17 protein-coding genes are annotated in these 15,086 nt (G+C 60.5%); 6 read left to right on the plus strand and 11 right to left on the minus strand.

Features of this window, described 5'->3' with window-relative positions; all coding sequences use genetic code 11:
- Positions 1 to 132 precede the first annotated feature (132 nt).
- The gene (gene thrH, locus FFS13_RS00520; protein WP_137817176.1) at positions 133 to 750 is read right to left on the minus strand and encodes a bifunctional phosphoserine phosphatase/homoserine phosphotransferase ThrH; all 618 of its coding nucleotides are present in this window, start codon (positions 748 to 750) and stop codon (positions 133 to 135) included.
- 186 nt (positions 751 to 936) lie between these two features.
- Here thrH and FFS13_RS00525 point away from each other — a divergent pair, with 186 nt between their 5' ends.
- Positions 937 to 1,671 carry a phosphoadenylyl-sulfate reductase gene (locus FFS13_RS00525; RefSeq protein WP_137817177.1) on the plus strand — a complete coding sequence of 245 codons (735 nt, stop codon included), beginning with the start codon at positions 937 to 939 and terminating at the stop codon, positions 1,669 to 1,671.
- A gap of 82 nt (positions 1,672 to 1,753) precedes the next feature.
- On the opposite strand, the gene cysB is transcribed toward FFS13_RS00525, so the two are convergent.
- The 5 genes from cysB to FFS13_RS00550 form a co-directional block, all read right to left on the minus strand.
- A complete protein-coding gene (cysB, locus tag FFS13_RS00530) occupies positions 1,754 to 2,728 on the minus strand; it encodes an HTH-type transcriptional regulator CysB (RefSeq protein ID WP_137817178.1) in 975 nt (324 codons plus the stop codon).
- 124 nt (positions 2,729 to 2,852) lie between these two features.
- Complete coding sequence (locus FFS13_RS00535; protein WP_137817179.1) at positions 2,853 to 3,353, minus strand: universal stress protein; 501 nt, start codon at positions 3,351 to 3,353, stop codon at positions 2,853 to 2,855.
- Positions 3,354 to 3,485: 132 nt separating this feature from the next.
- The gene (locus FFS13_RS00540; protein ID WP_137817180.1) at positions 3,486 to 4,391 is read right to left on the minus strand and encodes a 5'-nucleotidase; all 906 of its coding nucleotides are present in this window, start codon (positions 4,389 to 4,391) and stop codon (positions 3,486 to 3,488) included.
- Between the two features lie 7 nt (positions 4,392 to 4,398).
- Positions 4,399 to 5,355 carry a putative 2-dehydropantoate 2-reductase gene (locus FFS13_RS00545; protein WP_137817181.1) on the minus strand — a complete coding sequence of 319 codons (957 nt, stop codon included), beginning with the start codon at positions 5,353 to 5,355 and terminating at the stop codon, positions 4,399 to 4,401.
- Entirely contained in the window at positions 5,355 to 5,741 is a 387-nt protein-coding gene (locus FFS13_RS00550; RefSeq protein WP_137817182.1) for a thioredoxin, read from the minus strand. Before FFS13_RS00550 ends, FFS13_RS00545 begins: the two co-directional genes overlap by 1 nt.
- Here FFS13_RS00550 and FFS13_RS00555 point away from each other — a divergent pair.
- Both FFS13_RS00555 and FFS13_RS00560 read left to right on the plus strand, forming a co-directional pair.
- Positions 5,740 to 6,159 carry a PilZ domain-containing protein gene (locus tag FFS13_RS00555; RefSeq protein WP_137817183.1) on the plus strand — a complete coding sequence of 140 codons (420 nt, stop codon included), beginning with the start codon at positions 5,740 to 5,742 and terminating at the stop codon, positions 6,157 to 6,159. The two genes, FFS13_RS00550 and FFS13_RS00555, sit on opposite strands and share 2 nt — an antisense overlap.
- Before the next feature lie 172 nt (positions 6,160 to 6,331).
- The gene (locus FFS13_RS00560) at positions 6,332 to 7,408 is read left to right on the plus strand and encodes a 3-deoxy-7-phosphoheptulonate synthase (RefSeq protein WP_137817184.1); all 1,077 of its coding nucleotides are present in this window, start codon (positions 6,332 to 6,334) and stop codon (positions 7,406 to 7,408) included.
- Positions 7,409 to 7,470: 62 nt separating this feature from the next.
- Here FFS13_RS00560 and FFS13_RS00565 read toward each other — a convergent pair whose 3' ends face one another.
- Complete coding sequence (locus FFS13_RS00565; RefSeq protein WP_137817185.1) at positions 7,471 to 7,752, minus strand: GNAT family N-acetyltransferase; 282 nt, start codon at positions 7,750 to 7,752, stop codon at positions 7,471 to 7,473.
- A 19-nt stretch (positions 7,753 to 7,771) separates the two neighbouring features.
- Positions 7,772 to 8,989, minus strand: a complete 1,218-nt coding sequence (locus FFS13_RS00570; protein WP_305956007.1) for a hypothetical protein — start codon at positions 8,987 to 8,989, stop codon at positions 7,772 to 7,774.
- A gap of 497 nt (positions 8,990 to 9,486) precedes the next feature.
- Between FFS13_RS00570 and oprI the strand changes: the two genes are divergently transcribed.
- Positions 9,487 to 9,738, plus strand: coding sequence for an outer membrane lipoprotei OprI (gene oprI, locus FFS13_RS00575; RefSeq protein ID WP_003448337.1), 252 nt, complete (start codon positions 9,487 to 9,489; stop codon positions 9,736 to 9,738).
- A gap of 139 nt (positions 9,739 to 9,877) precedes the next feature.
- On the opposite strand, the gene FFS13_RS00580 is transcribed toward oprI, so the two are convergent.
- The 3 genes from FFS13_RS00580 to FFS13_RS00590 all read right to left on the minus strand — a co-directional run bounded on the left by FFS13_RS00580 (position 9,878) and on the right by FFS13_RS00590 (position 11,855).
- Entirely contained in the window at positions 9,878 to 10,837 is a 960-nt protein-coding gene (locus tag FFS13_RS00580) for a L,D-transpeptidase family protein (RefSeq protein ID WP_137817187.1), read from the minus strand.
- A gap of 74 nt (positions 10,838 to 10,911) precedes the next feature.
- Positions 10,912 to 11,193: a hypothetical protein gene (locus FFS13_RS00585; RefSeq protein ID WP_137817188.1), complete on the minus strand. Its 282-nt coding sequence runs from the start codon at positions 11,191 to 11,193 to the stop codon at positions 10,912 to 10,914.
- Between the two features lie 56 nt (positions 11,194 to 11,249).
- The gene (locus FFS13_RS00590; protein WP_137817189.1) at positions 11,250 to 11,855 is read right to left on the minus strand and encodes an arylesterase; all 606 of its coding nucleotides are present in this window, start codon (positions 11,853 to 11,855) and stop codon (positions 11,250 to 11,252) included.
- A 10-nt stretch (positions 11,856 to 11,865) separates the two neighbouring features.
- On the opposite strand from FFS13_RS00590, the gene FFS13_RS00595 reads away from it, so the two are divergent.
- Together FFS13_RS00595 and FFS13_RS00600 are read left to right on the plus strand one after the other, a co-directional pair.
- A complete protein-coding gene (locus FFS13_RS00595; protein WP_137817190.1) occupies positions 11,866 to 12,549 on the plus strand; it encodes an ABC transporter ATP-binding protein in 684 nt (227 codons plus the stop codon).
- Positions 12,549 to 15,053 carry an ABC transporter permease gene (locus FFS13_RS00600; protein WP_137817191.1) on the plus strand — a complete coding sequence of 835 codons (2,505 nt, stop codon included), beginning with the start codon at positions 12,549 to 12,551 and terminating at the stop codon, positions 15,051 to 15,053. Before FFS13_RS00595 ends, FFS13_RS00600 begins: the two co-directional genes overlap by 1 nt.
- Positions 15,054 to 15,086: the final 33 nt, after the last annotated feature.

A 15,086-nucleotide genomic window follows, 5' to 3' on the forward strand; every position in this document is an offset into this window, starting at 1 on the left:
TTGCGGATTTTCCATACGCAACTGAACAGGGGCACAACCTAGGTGCCCCTCCCTGTAGGAGCGAATTTATTCGCGAACAAAAGCGACTCGGTGCTGCCCCATCGCGAATAAATTCGCTCCTACACACTCAGCTTAGAGGCTGAGTTCGCGCTCGGACGCCTTGAGGAACTCGCGCTTGAGGTCTTCATAAGTGTGCACGGCCGGGAACTGCGGGAACTCACGAATGACGTTTTCCGGCGCATGGAACAGAATGCCGGCGTGGGCCTCGCTGAGCATGGTGGTGTCGTTGTACGAATCCCCCGCCGCGATAACCCGGTAGTAGAGGCTCTTGAAGGCCAGGACCGACTGACGCTTGGGATCCTTCTGGCGCAGCTGGTAACTCACCACGCGGTCGGTTTCGTCGGTGATCAGCTTGTGGCAGAGCAAGGTCGGGAAACCCAGCTGACGCATCAGAGGCTGGGAAAATTCGTAGAAGGTGTCGGAGAGAATCACCACCTGGAAGCGCTCACGCAACCAATCCACAAACTCCACGGCGCCGTCCAGCGGCTCCAGGGTGGCAATCACTTCCTGGATATCGGCGAGCTTCAGGCCATGCTCATCCAAGATGCGCAGACGCTGCTTCATCAGCACGTCGTAGTCTGGAATATCCCGGGTGGTCGCCTTGAGCGCGTCGATACCCGTTTTTTCCGCGAAGGCGATCCAGATTTCCGGCACCAACACACCTTCCAGGTCGAGACAGGCGATTTCCACGGGACACTCCTAGAGAGGATTTAAAAGAAGGCGGCACTCTAGCCGCTCGCCCGACGCCGTGCAACGCGCTGTTATGTCCATATATAAGGCGATGCAGGCACTTGGTTATTTAGCCGCGTGACGGCTTTTTGTTACCATCGGCAGCACAGAGCGTTCAGCGCCACTAAAACTTAGGAAGCCTGCCTGATGAGCCCCCCCTTCGACGTCGCCGAACTGGCCGCGACTTACGCCAGCAAATCCCCCCAGGAGATTCTCAAACTCGCCTTCGAGCACTTCGGCGATGAGCTGTGGATTTCCTTCAGCGGCGCCGAGGATGTAGTGCTGGTGGATATGGCCTGGAAACTGAACAAAAACGTCAAAGTCTTCAGCCTGGACACCGGTCGCCTGCACCCGGAGACCTATAGGTTTATCGAGCAGGTGCGCGAGCATTACGGCATTACCATCGAGCTGATCTCGCCCGACCCGCGTCTGCTGGAGCCCATGGTCAAGGAAAAGGGCCTGTTCAGCTTCTACAAGGACGGTCACGGCGAATGCTGCGGCATCCGCAAGATCGAACCGCTGAAGCGTAAACTCGCCACCGTCAAAGCCTGGGCCACCGGCCAGCGCCGCGACCAGAGCCCCGGCACCCGCAGTCAGGTGGCGGTGCTGGAAGTGGACGGCGCCTTCTCCACCCCAGACAAACCGCTGTACAAGTTCAACCCGCTGGCGAATATGACCAGCGAGGAAATCTGGGGCTATATCCGCATGCTCGAACTGCCCTACAACAGCCTGCACGAACGCGGTTTCATCAGCATCGGTTGCGAGCCCTGCACCCGTCCGGTCTTGCCCAACCAGCACGAACGCGAAGGCCGCTGGTGGTGGGAAGAAGCGACGCAGAAGGAGTGCGGGCTACACGCCGGCAATCTGATCGCGAAACAGTAAGCGCTTGCTGGGCTCGCCAGCTTGAGCCCGCGACCAACAAGAAGCCCGGCACTTGGCCGGGCTTCTTGTTGCTGGAACACCCTCAGTAGGTCGGTAATTGCACGTCGTGGAACAACTCTTCCAACTCGGACTTGTTGTGACACTGCACGGCCTTAGCCATCACATCGCGAGTCAGGTGTGGGGCGAACTTCTCGATAAAGTCGCACATGAAGCCACGCAGGAAGGTGCCGCGACGGAAACCGATCTTGGTCACGCTGGACTCGAACAACTCGCTGGCATCCAGCACCATCAGGTCCGGATCGAGCTTCGCGTCCACGGCCATCTTGGCCACGATGCCCACCCCCAAGCCCAACCGTACATAGGTTTTGATCACGTCGGCATCGGCCGCAGTAAACACCACCTTCGGGGTCAAACCACGGTGGCTGAAAGCCTCATCGAGTTTCGAGCGCCCGGTAAAGCCGAAGACGTAGGTCACGATCGGATATTCGGCCAAGGCCTCCAGCGTCAGCTTCGGCAGCTTGCTCAGCGGATGCCCTTGGGGCACCACGACGCAGCGGTTCCAGCGATAGCAAGGCATCATCACCAGGTCGTTGAACAACTCCAGCCCCTCGGTGGCAATCGCGAAATCGACGGTGCCGTCCGCCGCCATTTCGGCGATCTGCATCGGCGTGCCCTGGTGCATGTGCAGGGCGACATCCGGATACTGCTTGATAAAGCCGCTGATCACCGACGGCAAGGCATAGCGCGCCTGGGTGTGCGTGGTGGCGATGGACAGCGTGCCCTTCTTCTCATTGGAGAACTCTTGAGCGATCTGCTTGATGCTCTCGACCTTGCGCAGAATTTCCCCAGCAGTGGTGATGATCCGCTCGCCAGCCGGTGTCACCCGAGTCAAATGCTTGCCACTGCGGGCAAACACCTCAACACCCAACTCATCTTCCAGCAGGCGGATTTGCTTGCTGATCCCCGGCTGCGAGGTGTAAAGGCTTTGTGCCGTGGCGGAAACATTGAGGTCGTGGTGCGCCACTTCCCAGATGTAGCGCAATTGCTGGAGCTTCATAAATATCCCTCAAAGCAAATAGACGGCGCTGCGGACGCCAGCGACGTTATATAACCATATTAATGGTTAGAAGAATAAAACTAGACGATTTTTTCAGCCTTGCTTGCCATTCGTCTAACAGCCGTCAAAGCTCCCCACGACCGCGATGCTGCAACATGGGCACCAAATAAACCGGCACCTCGGATAACTGCACCAAGCGTGCGGCTGTCCGCCCCAGCGGAATGTCCTGCGCCGTGCCATGGCTATGGCTGCCTACGACCAGCAAATCCACTGCAAATCTCTGCGCCTCATCGAGAATCACCAGCGGCGGATCACCCTGCACCACGCGCACCGCGCGGATCAGCGCCATGTCCTGCTGAGCCTCGCCCAGCTCATCACGAAAGCCCTCGAACACCCGCTGTTCAATGCTGGCCATGACGGTGCTGAGGCCATTGCTGCGCATGTCCTTGAGGAGGTCTTCGTCCAGGTAGGTCTGTAGCACCGACTCGGCGAACAAGCCCATGGGCTCCACCGCATGCACCACATAGAGTTCGGCATTAAAAGCGCGCGTTAAGGCCAGGGCGTGCTGCAAGACGTAGGGGGCGTACAGGCCAAGATCGGTAGCGTAAAGAATTGAATGAACCATGCGGCCTCCTCAACTGCCAGCGTACGGGCCTTGTTTGAGCTTAGCAGCGCTAACCGCAAACCGAGGAAGCGGGAGCCATCCGAGACGAATGGCCGAGCGTGGTTCTACCACTGGACTTGTATATCTACGGGCTTATAACTGCGGCTCGTTGCTGATGCCATGCGGCACATGCCCGGTGGCGACCACCTCACGAGCTTTTTCGCAGTGGCCGGATTGATCGTCGAAGAACACATCGGCGCCGAAGGTTTCCAGGATCGCCGCCTTTTCCAAGCCGCCGAGAAAATAGGACTCGTCGAGGCGGATATTCCACTCGCGCAAGGTGCGAATGACCCGCTCATGCGCCGGCGCCGAACGCGCCGTCACCAGCGCGGTGCGGATCGGGCAAGCCTCCTCCGGAAACTCTTGTTGCAGGCGATGCAGCGCCGCCAGAAACGGCTTGAACGGCCCGCCCCCCAGCAACTCCCGGGCCGACTCGCGCTCGTGGGTCTGGAAGGCGGCCAGGCCCGCTTGCTGATAGACCCGCTCGGATTCATCGGAAAACAGCACGGCATCACCGTCAAAAGCTATCCGCAATTCGGTACTGGCCGCCCGCCGCGCGCCACCGGAGAGAATCGTGGCCGCGCCGAAGCCGGCCTTCAGCGCGCTGCGCACGTCCTCTGCGTGGGTAGAGAGAAACAAGTGGCAGCCGAACGCAGCCAGGTACGGATCGGGACTACGTCCGCCGACAAAGGCCGCGCGGGAGATGCCGAGACCATGGTACTGGATCGAGTTGAACGCACGCAGACCGGTGTCCGCACTGTTGCGCGAGACCAGAATCACCTCCACCCGCTGCTGGCCCAGCGTGTTGTTCAGGCCGAGCAGTTTCTCCACCAACGGGAAGGCATCGCCAGGCGCGAGGATCTCTTCTTCATGCTCGATCTGATACTGACGATAAGCCTCGACACCCTCGGCCTCGTAAACCCGGTGGCTCTCGCGCAGGTCAAACAACGCCCGCGAGGAAATCGCCAATACCAGCTTGTCGCCCAGTCCCTTGTTCATATCGACCTCAACTCAAATTGCGCGCATCGAGAAAAGCTAACGCCTGATACAACGCCTGGATCCGCGGCAACCCGCATCCGGCCTGCCCCGCAGCCGCCAGAGGCGCGGCATAGAGGGCCGGCAACTCTAACGGCCGGTGTTGCACGTAGTCGTGGTACATGCTCGGCAAATAATCCGGCATGCGCTCAGTCGCGCCGAGCAACTTGCCGGCAAAACCTTCCGGCAATTGATGGCCGCAGGCCGCTGCGCCCTGCACCACTTCCTGCATGATCGCCAGGATCAGCGCGCGGCTATCGGCATTGGCCATCAACGCCGTGGTGCCCGCATTCAGCAAGACCGACAACCCGTTGTACGGCACATTCCAGACCAGTTTCTGCCAACGCGCCTGCTCTAGATTAGGCATGGCGCTGGAGTCCAGCCCGGCGGCTCTGAACAGTGCCGCCCCCTCTTGCACGATATTCTGTTGGACAGCCGAATCGAGCGCCGGCCCCGAGTGATAACCCAGATTCACCCCGCCCAGGGACTGGTGTTCAATCACACCCGGGGCCGCCCGATGGACGCAAATAAAGCAGAGACCGCCGAGCAAATGCAGCGACTCTGGCAATAACGGGCGCAAGGCCTCCTCGACCGCCAAGCCATTCTGTAGCAGTACGACCTTGGCGCCTGGCGCGGCAGCCTGTTCGATAAGCGGCGCCAGCGCGGCATTACTGGTGCTCTTAGCTCCCACCAAAAGCCAATCGCAAGGCGGCATCTCGGCGGCCGAACGGTAGGCCTGCACCGGCTTCAGGCTGAGCGCCCCATGCACCGCGCTATGCAACTGCAACCCTTGCTCGGCGACCGCCGCGAACTCGCTGCGCAACAAGAAATGCACATCAAAACCCGCGCGCGCCAGCATCAAGCCATAAAACCCACCGATGGCACCGGTGCCGATAATGCCAATACGCGGGCGTTTGAATTCAGACATCAAGGAAGCTCCTCTGCCGAGCGAGTCAAAGCCTCACCCAGGACATTAACTAAATCGACGGTGCTCAAACGCGACTGCACTGCGCCGAAAAACTGACCATCACGCACAATAAACAATGCCGGCAGATGAAATACCTCATAGCGCTCGACCAGACCGCCATTCTCGCCGGCATCGATCCAGCAGAGCCGATCTATCGGCAGGGCCAATTTCGGCAGTTCGCCGCGGGCCCAACGACAACTGGCACAACCTATGCCAGTAAAGATCAGCAGAGAGGTTCCAGACAGACCGAGCAAACGATGATCCGCATCGAAATCCGTCAATTCCAGTTCGGTCACTATACTGTTCAAAGCGATGTCCATCTGTCGGCATTGGGAGTTAGTTGTCATGCGACAGTTTCTGCGTCACCCCAGCGATATGCCCGTGGAGTTGGTTCTGCGCAAGCACGCATTCCTACCGCGGCAGCGGCTGCACAATATCAGTCTGGGCGGGGTCGCATGCAACTCCAGCCGAGGCTTTCGCCGCGGTACCGCGGTGGAGTTGCGCATTCCGCTGCTCGGCGAGCAGGCGCGCTACCCTGGCGTTGTCGCCTGGTGCCGCAAGCAGGCTGATGACTATCTGGTCGGCATCGCCTTTATCGACGAAGACACCCTGTTTCGCGCCCGTATGCTCGAGCAAGTTTGCCAAATCGAGCATTACCGCCACCAGCGCGAACAGGAGCTGGGTGAGCAGCTGCCGCTCGAAGCTTTTGCCCGCGAGTGGATCGCGCAACATGCCGCAGCATTCTCCAGCGCCGACCTGACCTAGGCATTTCGCCACCTTCCGCCCGATTAAAGCACCCCGACCCCATTGTCGAGGCGACCTGTAACGCGCTAAGGTTCCGTTCCCCGTTGCGCTCATAATGCTGTGCTCCGCCGCGCGGGGATGGCTGGCGGCCGGCACCCGTGACCTGACGAACTGTGACCTGACGAGTAGCACGATGGCTGATTTACCGATCGACGACCTTAACGTTGCCTCCAACGAAACCCTGATCACACCGGATCAGCTCAAGCACGAAATTCCGCTCACCGACGCTGCCCTGCACACCGTTGTCCATGGCCGCGAGGTGATCCGCAACATCCTCGATGGCACAGACCATCGTCTGTTCGTGGTGGTGGGCCCCTGCTCGATCCACGATATCAAGGCCGCTCACGAGTATGCCGAGCGCCTGAAAGTTCTGGCAGCCGAAGTGTCGGACAGCCTGTATTTGGTGATGCGCGTGTATTTCGAAAAGCCGCGAACCACCGTCGGCTGGAAAGGCCTGATCAACGATCCGTATCTGGACGACTCGTTCAAGATTCAGGATGGCCTGCACATTGGCCGTCAATTGCTGCGCGACCTGGCCGAAATGGGCCTACCGACGGCCACCGAAGCGCTCGATCCGATCTCGCCACAGTATCTGCAAGATCTGATCAGCTGGTCGGCGATTGGCGCCCGCACCACCGAATCGCAGACTCACCGCGAGATGGCTTCAGGTCTGTCCTCGGCAGTGGGCTTCAAAAACGGCACCGACGGCGGCCTGACGGTTGCGATCAATGCCCTGCAGTCGGTGTCCAGCCCGCATCGTTTCCTCGGTATCAACCAGGAAGGCGGCGTATCCATCGTCACCACCAAGGGTAACGCCTACGGTCACGTGGTACTGCGCGGTGGTAACGGCAAGCCGAACTACGACTCGGTCAGTGTCGCCATTTGCGAGCAAGAGCTGAGCAAAGCCGGCATCCGCCCGAACATCATGGTCGACTGCAGCCACGCCAACTCCAACAAGGATCCGGCCCTGCAGCCACTGGTGATGGAGAACGTCGCCAATCAGATCCTCGAAGGCAATCAGTCGATCGTCGGTCTGATGGTGGAAAGTCATCTCGGCTGGGGTAGCCAGTCGATTCCGAAGGATCTCAGCGAACTCAAGTACGGCGTCTCCATCACCGACGCCTGCATCGACTGGGACAGCACCGAGAAAGCCTTGCGCAGCATGCACGCCAAACTCAAGGACGTACTGCCCAAGCGCCAGCGCGGCTGATAACCGCACACACAAAAACGCCGGGCAATGCCCGGCGTTTTTGTGTGTCTAAACCCAACCCTTCAGCCCTTCGCCGCGTGCCGCTGACGACGCTCCATATAGCGCTCCACGTAGGAGCAGGAGGGAATCACCGTATAGCCCATGCTCTCGGCGTACTCCAAAGCCCGCTCAGTCAAGGCGGCAGCGATACCACGACCACGCAACGAATTCGGCACGAAAGTACGATAGATATCCAGCGTCTGCTTACCCAGATCCATATAGGCCAGGTAGGCACGATCACCATCCACAGTGGTCTCGAATCGATGACCAGCCTGGTCATGGTTGATAGACAACGCCTCGCTCATCACTATTCCTCAGCGGGTCTTAAAACATGACCCTTACCTTATCGATCTTTTCCAGGCGAAGAAACATCTCCGCCGATCCCGCGCCAAATTGGACACTGAGATACGCCTTGCCGTTCTCCACCTTGCGCAACACACCCTGATAGTAGGCACCATCATGGGTGATGAACTGCAAACGCTTGCCGGAATAATCCGGCAAGCTGGCTACATTGACGAACTCATATTGCGGCGTAGCACCCGTTGACTCAACTTTTTCTGCAACCACAACCTCATCGGCCAGCGGCTCCTTATGCGTAGTCGGATCGACCCAGGCAAACCCCAGCGGCGTAACCAACTGCTGATTGATCAGCAAGGTCGGGCGCAGCATTGCCAACACATCCTTGGCCTCGAAGAACTGCAGCCCGTCCCAGGTCATGCCTTCACTCGGATTAAGCTCCAAGCGCAGTGACTGCGGGTCTTTTAGATAGCGCCCATAGGCCTCGAGTACCGGCGAATCAAGGGCGACACGCTGGCTGCGCAGTACCCGGTCAAACTGCTCCACCGCCGTTTTCAGATAGACCTCAGTGGACTGCCCAAGCTTGCCCGCACAGTACTCCTGCACCTTGCGCTGGTATTGGTTGTCATTTAATTCAACCGTTACCAGCGCCACCTTCGGCGGGTTAACCCGCAGATCGCCGGGCTTTTCAGACATATTAGCCAGCGACAACCCCAGACGCAGCTCACCCATCTCACGGGTATCGGAGGTCAGATTGAAGGTCAGCTTTTGCGCACCAGGCTGGAACAGATAAGAGAACTGCGCATCGCTTTCAAAGGTGCGATAGCCCATATCCAGCAGCTCGGTCGTGCCAATATTACGCACCTTGCCGCACGCCACTTCACTCATCGCAGTGAACACACTGCGCTCAGCGGGAAGGTCATACAGCTGTTGCATAAACGGGCCGTGAACATCCAGCGCCAAGCCTTTGAGGCTGACGGCCAGCTGTTCAGGGAACTTGCCCTCGGCCAGACGCTCCTTGAAACGCAGCAGTTCACCCAGGCCGTTAAACTTCAGCTCAGCGTGCGCCACTCGTACGCTATCGCCCAGAGCCGGCACTCGCACATCGACTTTCTCCAGGCCGACCCGGCCATCGAAAGAAGAGGTGATACCGCCGTAGCTGATGTCCATATAAGGCGACAACTGCCCAATAGCATCGTCCATGATCGAGCGCACCGACAACCAGAGCGACAGTTTGATCAGCACGGCAATGACCAGTGCAGAGAGCAAGCCCCATTTAAGAATTTTCGACACGTGGACGTCCTTGATGTCTAACGACAGGCTCACTGCTGTAAGCCTAAGCCCGCGAGCTTATCAGGCCGGCATATTGCCAGTCACCGCTCAACGCCAGGCAAACTCGCACAGATGGCTTTAATCTCGTGAATGAGATCAGCGCCGAATGAGCGCCCGATAAAGTTATGCCTAGTTGCGCTTGCGCTCGCGACAACCAAGCGCACCCCAAAGCCGATCACCGGCTTACTGCGGCAAGATAATGATGCTTGGGCGAGCCGTGAGCAAAGTTGGATATTTTTTATACAAAAACATTGCGCGTTGCTTACCAAACACTCAATAAGCCGAAAAAAAGTGTCGTGCCGGCGCTCTGTCAGTTTACTTACTACAGGTAATGAGTAGTATGTAGGCCGGCTAATTCCTCGAGCTCGGGGAGTTGCTTTTATGGAAAAGTCCACCTTAAGGGGAACACGATGAACAACGTTCTGAAATTCTCTGCTCTGGCATTGGCCGCAGTTCTGGCCACCGGTTGCAGCAGCGTATCCAAAGAAACTGAAGCCCGTCTGACTGCTACTGAAGACGCAGCAGCTCGTGCTCAAGCTCGTGCTGATGAAGCCTACCGTAAGGCTGACGAAGCTCTGGCAGCTGCTCAGAAGGCTCAGCAAACTGCTGACGAAGCCAACGAGCGTGCTCTGCGTATGCTGGAAAAAGCCAGCCGCAAGTAATAGTCTCTCGAGGCTATATAAGCCGACCCGGTTTCTGGGTCGGCTTTTTTTTGCCTGCAGTTCGTCAAAAGCCAAGTAAGGCACAATAAAAAGCCCGCTGCGCGTCACCACGCAGCGGGCTTTTTGCACAGCTTACAGATCAGATCTGGTCGGCAACGTTACTCGCCACTGCAGGGCTAGGCTCGGCGATTTCTACTGGCAGGCCATCTTCGGCAGCCACCACCTCGCGCACCACTTCCCAATCCAGACGCAGGCTGCCGAGCTGATCCTCGCGCTTGAGCAAGGCATTGATCACCGCGGTATGCTTGTCGACTACCGACGGCACACCATGATCATCGAGCGGCGTGTGAGCCTCGAGATAGACCTTGCCAGCGCTGACGCCAAACTTATAGGGATCGTTAAGGATGCGCACCTTGGTCCCCACCGGGGCCATGCTGGAAAGTTCCAGCACATTCTGGTTGAGCATACGGAAGCACCCGTGACTGACGCGCATGCCGATGCCGAATTTCTTGTTCGAACCATGGATCAAGTAACCCGGCACACCGAGGGTGAACTTGAACGGACCCAGCGGATTGTCCGGCCCTGGCGGCACAACTGTTGGCAATGGGTCACCATCCGCCGCGTGCTCTTCACGAATCGACTTTGGCGGATACCACGCCGGGTTCGGTGTTTTTCCCGTGATAGTGGTGGCCGCGATGGGCGAGCCCCAGCCTTCACGACCGATCCCCAAGGGGTAGGTGTGCACGACGTTCTGCCCTTGCGGGAAGTAGTACAAACGGTATTCCGCCAGATTGATCACTATGCCTTCGCGCGGGCCAGGCGGCAGCACGAAACGCGTCGGCAAGATGATCTCGGTGCCCTCACCCGGCAGCCAAGGATCAACGCCTGGGTTGGCTGCGACCATTTCCAAGTAGCCCAGATCGTTAGCCACACCGATATCGGCAAAAGTATCTTCGTACTTGGCTTTAATCACCTGCACTTGGCCGACGATATCTTCGCCCGGCGGCGGCAAAGGCAGTTCCAGAGCTGCAACTGGGCCGACCGAGAACAGCGCGGCGAGAGACAGGGAACGGGCGACGGCAGGAGCGCACGACAACATCCGGAAATCCTTGGCGTAATTAGCTAATTAGAGAGAACGCAATTGTACACTGGCACTTGAGTTGCCGGGAGGGTTCAGACACCCGGCCAGACCGGCCGTTCGCCGCCACGCTGCGCTTGCAGGGTGGCATAGCAGGCCGAACACAGGCGTTTATCGCGCAGCATCGGCCTTTCCACGTCCAACCAGCGCGGCTGCGCCGGCAGCAACCCGCCACACAGCGTGCGATCGGCAAAACCGCTCAACTCAAGCTGGCGAGCGACCAAATGCAAGCGCACTTCACGGCAGGCGAACAGATCAAGCTGCTCGTCCGGCTCGATCAGTTGATAGGCGTGCAAAGACCAGGCGGGACGCGGCATTGAGGGCTCCTGAGCGGGGCCGCCACCTTAGCCGAAAGGCGGCTTGCGGAAAAGCCTCAGAGTAAGGGTTTCAGGGCTGGCCAGAGGTTGTCCAGCAACCTCGGCTGTGCACTCGCCGCAGGATGAATGCCGTCCCCCTGCATCAGTTCCGGTACGCCACCCACCCCCTCAAGGAAAAACGGCACGAGCGGCACCTGCTTCTCCTCAGCCAGCGTGGTGAACACCTGGGCAAACGCCTTGTTGTAACGCTCGCCGTAATTCGGTGGCAGCCGCATGCCCAGCAGCAGCACCCGAGCCCCTTGGGCGCGGGAGTCATCGATCATCGCCGCAAGATTCTGTTGCAATTGCGCTGGGGGCTGGCCGCGCAGTCCATCGTTGCCGCCCAACTCGATAATCACCACGCTCGGGCGATGCTCTGTAAGCAGCGCCGGCAGGCGCGCCAAGCCACCCGCACTGGTGTCGCCACTGATCGAAGCATTCACCACATTCTGCTCGAAACCATCCTCTACCAAGCGCTTTTGCAGCAAGGCTACCCAGCCTTGGCTGGTTTCCAGGCCCAAAGCGGCGCTGATACTATCGCCAACGACCAGCACGGTGTCCGCCGCAGCCCCTTGAGCCCACAGCAACAGCATCAGGGCACTACTTACCCACCACGTACGCATCGGATTCTCCATGAGCGCAAGCATTCTCTCTGCGCGGAACCTTAGCAAAGTGGTTCCCAGCGCGGAAGGCGAGTTGACCATCCTGCACGACCTGTCACTTGATCTCATGCGCGGCGATAGCCTGGCGATTGTCGGCACCTCCGGCTCGGGTAAATCCACCCTGCTCGGCCTCCTCGCCGGCCTGGACCTGCCTAGCGCCGGTGCGGTCACCCTGGCAGGCCACAGCCTGGGCACGCTGAATGAAGACCAGCGGGCGCGAGTGCGCGCGGAACATGTTGGTTTTGTCTTCCAGTCTTTTCAGTTGTTGGACAGCCTCAATGCACTGGAAAACGTCATGCTACCGCTGGAGCTGGAAGGTCGCCGGGATGCCCGCGAGCGGGCGCGCAGTCTACTCGAGCGAGTTGGTCTCGGGCAGCGCCTGAGCCATTCACCGCGCCAGCTCTCCGGTGGCGAACAACAACGGGTGGCCATCGCCCGTGCCTTCGCCGCCGAACCGGATGTGCTGTTTGCCGACGAACCCACCGGCAACCTCGACAGCCACACCGGTGAGCGCATCAGCGACCTGTTGTTCGAGTTGAACCAGGAACGCGGTGCCACCTTGATTCTGGTCACCCATGACGAGCGCCTGGCCCATCGCTGTCAGCGCCTGATCCGCCTCGAGGGCGGTCATCTCGTCGACCGCGTGGAGCCCTGATGGCGCGTTTGCCCTTCGCCCGCCTGCTCGCCCTGGCACTGCGCCAGTTGCTGCGCGATGCCCGCGCCGGCGAGTTGCGCGTGCTGTTCTTTGCCTTGCTCGTCGCCGTCGCCGCCAGCACCGCCATTGGCTATTTCAGTGCCCGCCTGAATGGCGCCATGCTGTTGCGCGCCACCGAGTTCCTCGGCGCGGACTTGCTGCTCAGCGGTAGCTCGCCGGCTAGCGCCGAACAAATTGCCGCGGGCCAACGGCTGAGTTTGCAACACGCACAGGTGGTGGAGTTTTCCAGCGTCATCGCCACCGACGCGGCCATCCAACTGGCCAGCGTCAAGGCCGCCGACAGCGCCTACCCGCTGCGCGGCGAGTTGAAAAGCGCCGCCGCACCTTACCAGGCAGAAACCGTCGGCGGCGGCCCGCAGCCTGGCGAAGCCTGGGCCGAGCCACGCCTGCTGGCCGCCTTGAACCTTAAAATCGGCGATAGCATCGAGATTGGTGCCAAGACGTTGCGGCTCAGTCGTGTGCTCACCTATGAACCCGATCGCGCGGGCGACTTTTATAGCCTGACGCCCCGGCTACTGATGAACCTCGACGACCTCGCCGCCACCGGCATCGTGCAGCCCGGCAGCCGTGTGCGTTACCGCGAGTTATGGCGCGGTACAGCCGACGCGCTCACCGGCTACCGCAAGGCGATCAAGCCCGCACTCGCCGCACACCAGCAATTGGAGGATGCGCGCGATGGCAACCGGCAGATCGGCGGGGCCCTCGGTCGTGCCGAGCGTTACCTGAACCTCGCCAGCTTGGCGGCGGTGCTGCTCGCCGGTGTCGCGGTGGCGCTCTGCGCGGCACGCTTCGCCGCCCGGCGCTTTGACGCCAGCGCCCTGCTGCGCTGCCTGGGCCTGTCGCGCAGCGAAGCCTTGAGTCTCTACAGCCTGCAACTGGCCATGCTCGGTTTAGCCGCCAGCAGCCTAGGTGCCCTGCTCGGCTGGCTGGCGCAACAGGGGCTGTTTTACTTACTACACGGCCTGCTGCCCGCCGAGATACCGGCCGGCGGCCTGTTCCCGGCCTTGGCCGGGATTGCCACGGGCCTGGTTGCCCTGGCAGGGTTTGCCTTACCGCCGCTGGCCGCCCTTGGGCGCGTACCGCCGCTGCGGGTACTGCGGCGCGATCTGCTCCCGGTGCCGCCGAGCTCCTGGCTGGTCTACGGCGCCGCCCTGCTGGCACTCACCCTGATCATGTGGCGTCTGAGCCTGGATCTGAAACTGACCCTGGCCCTACTCGGCGGCGGCCTGATTGCCGCTCTACTGCTCGCAAGCCTGCTCGTCTTCGCCCTGCAAGGCCTGCGGCGTTTACTGGCCCGCGCGTCGCTACCTCTGCGCCTGGGCCTCGGTCAGTTGCTGCGCCACCCACTGGCAGCCGCCGGGCAGGCCCTGGCATTCGGCCTGATCTTGCTGGCCATGGCGCTGATCGCGCTACTGCGCGGCGAACTGCTGGATAGCTGGCAAGATCAACTGCCGAAAGAGGCGCCCAATCATTTTGCCTTGAATGTGCTGCCAGCCGAGAAGGACGCCTTCGCCGCACGCCTAGCCGTGCTCTCGCCACATCCCGCAGCGCTCTATCCGGTGGCGCCAGGACGCTTGGTGGCCATCAATGGTGAGCCCGTCAAGCAGGTGGTGAGCAAGGACTCGACCGGCGACCGCGCCATCCGCCGCGACCTCAGCCTCACCTGGGCTGCCGAGTTGCCGCAAGGCAACCGCCTGAGCGCCGGCGGCTGGTGGAGCCGTGCTCACGCCAGCGCGTTACCCGGCGTTTCAGTCGAGGCCAAGCTCGCCGCAAGCCTGCAACTGAAACTCGGCGACCGCCTGAGCTTCAGCATCGGTGGGCTCGAGCGTGATGCCCAAGTCACCAGCCTGCGCGACGTCGACTGGGACAGTTTCCAACCTAACTTCTATATGGTCTTCGAGCCTGGCACCTTGCAGGATCTACCCGTTACCTACCTGACCAGCTTCTATCTGCCGCCGCAGCACGAGCGGCAATTGGTCGAGCTGGCCCGCGCCTTCCCGGCCGTCACGCTGCTGCAGGTCGAAGCACTGCTGGCGCAGCTACGCAGCATCCTCGCCCAGGTCACTCTGGCGGTGGAGTATGTGCTGCTGTTTGTGCTGGCCGCCGGCCTTGCGGTGCTCTTCGCCGGCCTGCAAGCGACGCTGGATGAGCGGATTCGCCAAGGCGCGCTGTTGCGGGCCATTGGTGCCGAGCGCGAGCTGCTGATCAAGGCGCGGCGTGCCGAGTTTGGCGTCCTCGGCGCCGCCAGTGGTGTGCTAGCGGCGCTGGGCTGCGAATTGGTGAGTTTTCTGCTCTATCGCTTGGCTTTCGACATGGCCTGGCAGCCGCATCCCTGGTTGTTGCTGCTGCCGTTGCTCGGCGCCCTGCTCGTCGGCGGCGCCGGCGTACTGGGTACCCGTCGCGCGCTGAACGCCAGTCCACTCACAGTGCTGCGTGAGGGCTGAGCTTGTTAAACTCGCTCTCCCTTCTCAGTAATC

This window comes from Pseudomonas sp. 2FG, from assembly GCF_005502935.1.
Classification (GTDB): domain Bacteria; phylum Pseudomonadota; class Gammaproteobacteria; order Pseudomonadales; family Pseudomonadaceae; genus Aquipseudomonas.

Excerpts from the sequence above, each read along its gene's own strand:
- FFS13_RS00550 (WP_137817182.1), bottom strand. The coding sequence starts at position 5,741 with ATGACAACTAACTCCCAATGCCGACAGATGGACATCGCTTTGAACAGT.
- FFS13_RS00555 (WP_137817183.1), top strand. The coding sequence starts at position 5,740 with ATGCGACAGTTTCTGCGTCACCCCAGCGATATGCCCGTGGAGTTGGTT.
- FFS13_RS00560 (WP_137817184.1), top strand. The coding sequence starts at position 6,332 with ATGGCTGATTTACCGATCGACGACCTTAACGTTGCCTCCAACGAAACC.
- FFS13_RS00535 (WP_137817179.1), bottom strand. The coding sequence starts at position 3,353 with ATGGTTCATTCAATTCTTTACGCTACCGATCTTGGCCTGTACGCCCCC.
- FFS13_RS00585 (WP_137817188.1), bottom strand. The coding sequence starts at position 11,193 with ATGCCGCGTCCCGCCTGGTCTTTGCACGCCTATCAACTGATCGAGCCG.
- oprI (WP_003448337.1), top strand. The coding sequence starts at position 9,487 with ATGAACAACGTTCTGAAATTCTCTGCTCTGGCATTGGCCGCAGTTCTG.
- FFS13_RS00565 (WP_137817185.1), bottom strand. The coding sequence starts at position 7,752 with ATGAGCGAGGCGTTGTCTATCAACCATGACCAGGCTGGTCATCGATTC.
- FFS13_RS00595 (WP_137817190.1), top strand. The coding sequence starts at position 11,866 with ATGAGCGCAAGCATTCTCTCTGCGCGGAACCTTAGCAAAGTGGTTCCC.
- FFS13_RS00580 (WP_137817187.1), bottom strand. The coding sequence starts at position 10,837 with ATGTTGTCGTGCGCTCCTGCCGTCGCCCGTTCCCTGTCTCTCGCCGCG.
- FFS13_RS00540 (WP_137817180.1), bottom strand. The coding sequence starts at position 4,391 with ATGAACAAGGGACTGGGCGACAAGCTGGTATTGGCGATTTCCTCGCGG.
- FFS13_RS00590 (WP_137817189.1), bottom strand. The coding sequence starts at position 11,855 with ATGCGTACGTGGTGGGTAAGTAGTGCCCTGATGCTGTTGCTGTGGGCT.
- FFS13_RS00600 (WP_137817191.1), top strand. The coding sequence starts at position 12,549 with ATGGCGCGTTTGCCCTTCGCCCGCCTGCTCGCCCTGGCACTGCGCCAG.
- FFS13_RS00525 (WP_137817177.1), top strand. The coding sequence starts at position 937 with ATGAGCCCCCCCTTCGACGTCGCCGAACTGGCCGCGACTTACGCCAGC.
- cysB (WP_137817178.1), bottom strand. The coding sequence starts at position 2,728 with ATGAAGCTCCAGCAATTGCGCTACATCTGGGAAGTGGCGCACCACGAC.
- FFS13_RS00545 (WP_137817181.1), bottom strand. The coding sequence starts at position 5,355 with ATGTCTGAATTCAAACGCCCGCGTATTGGCATTATCGGCACCGGTGCC.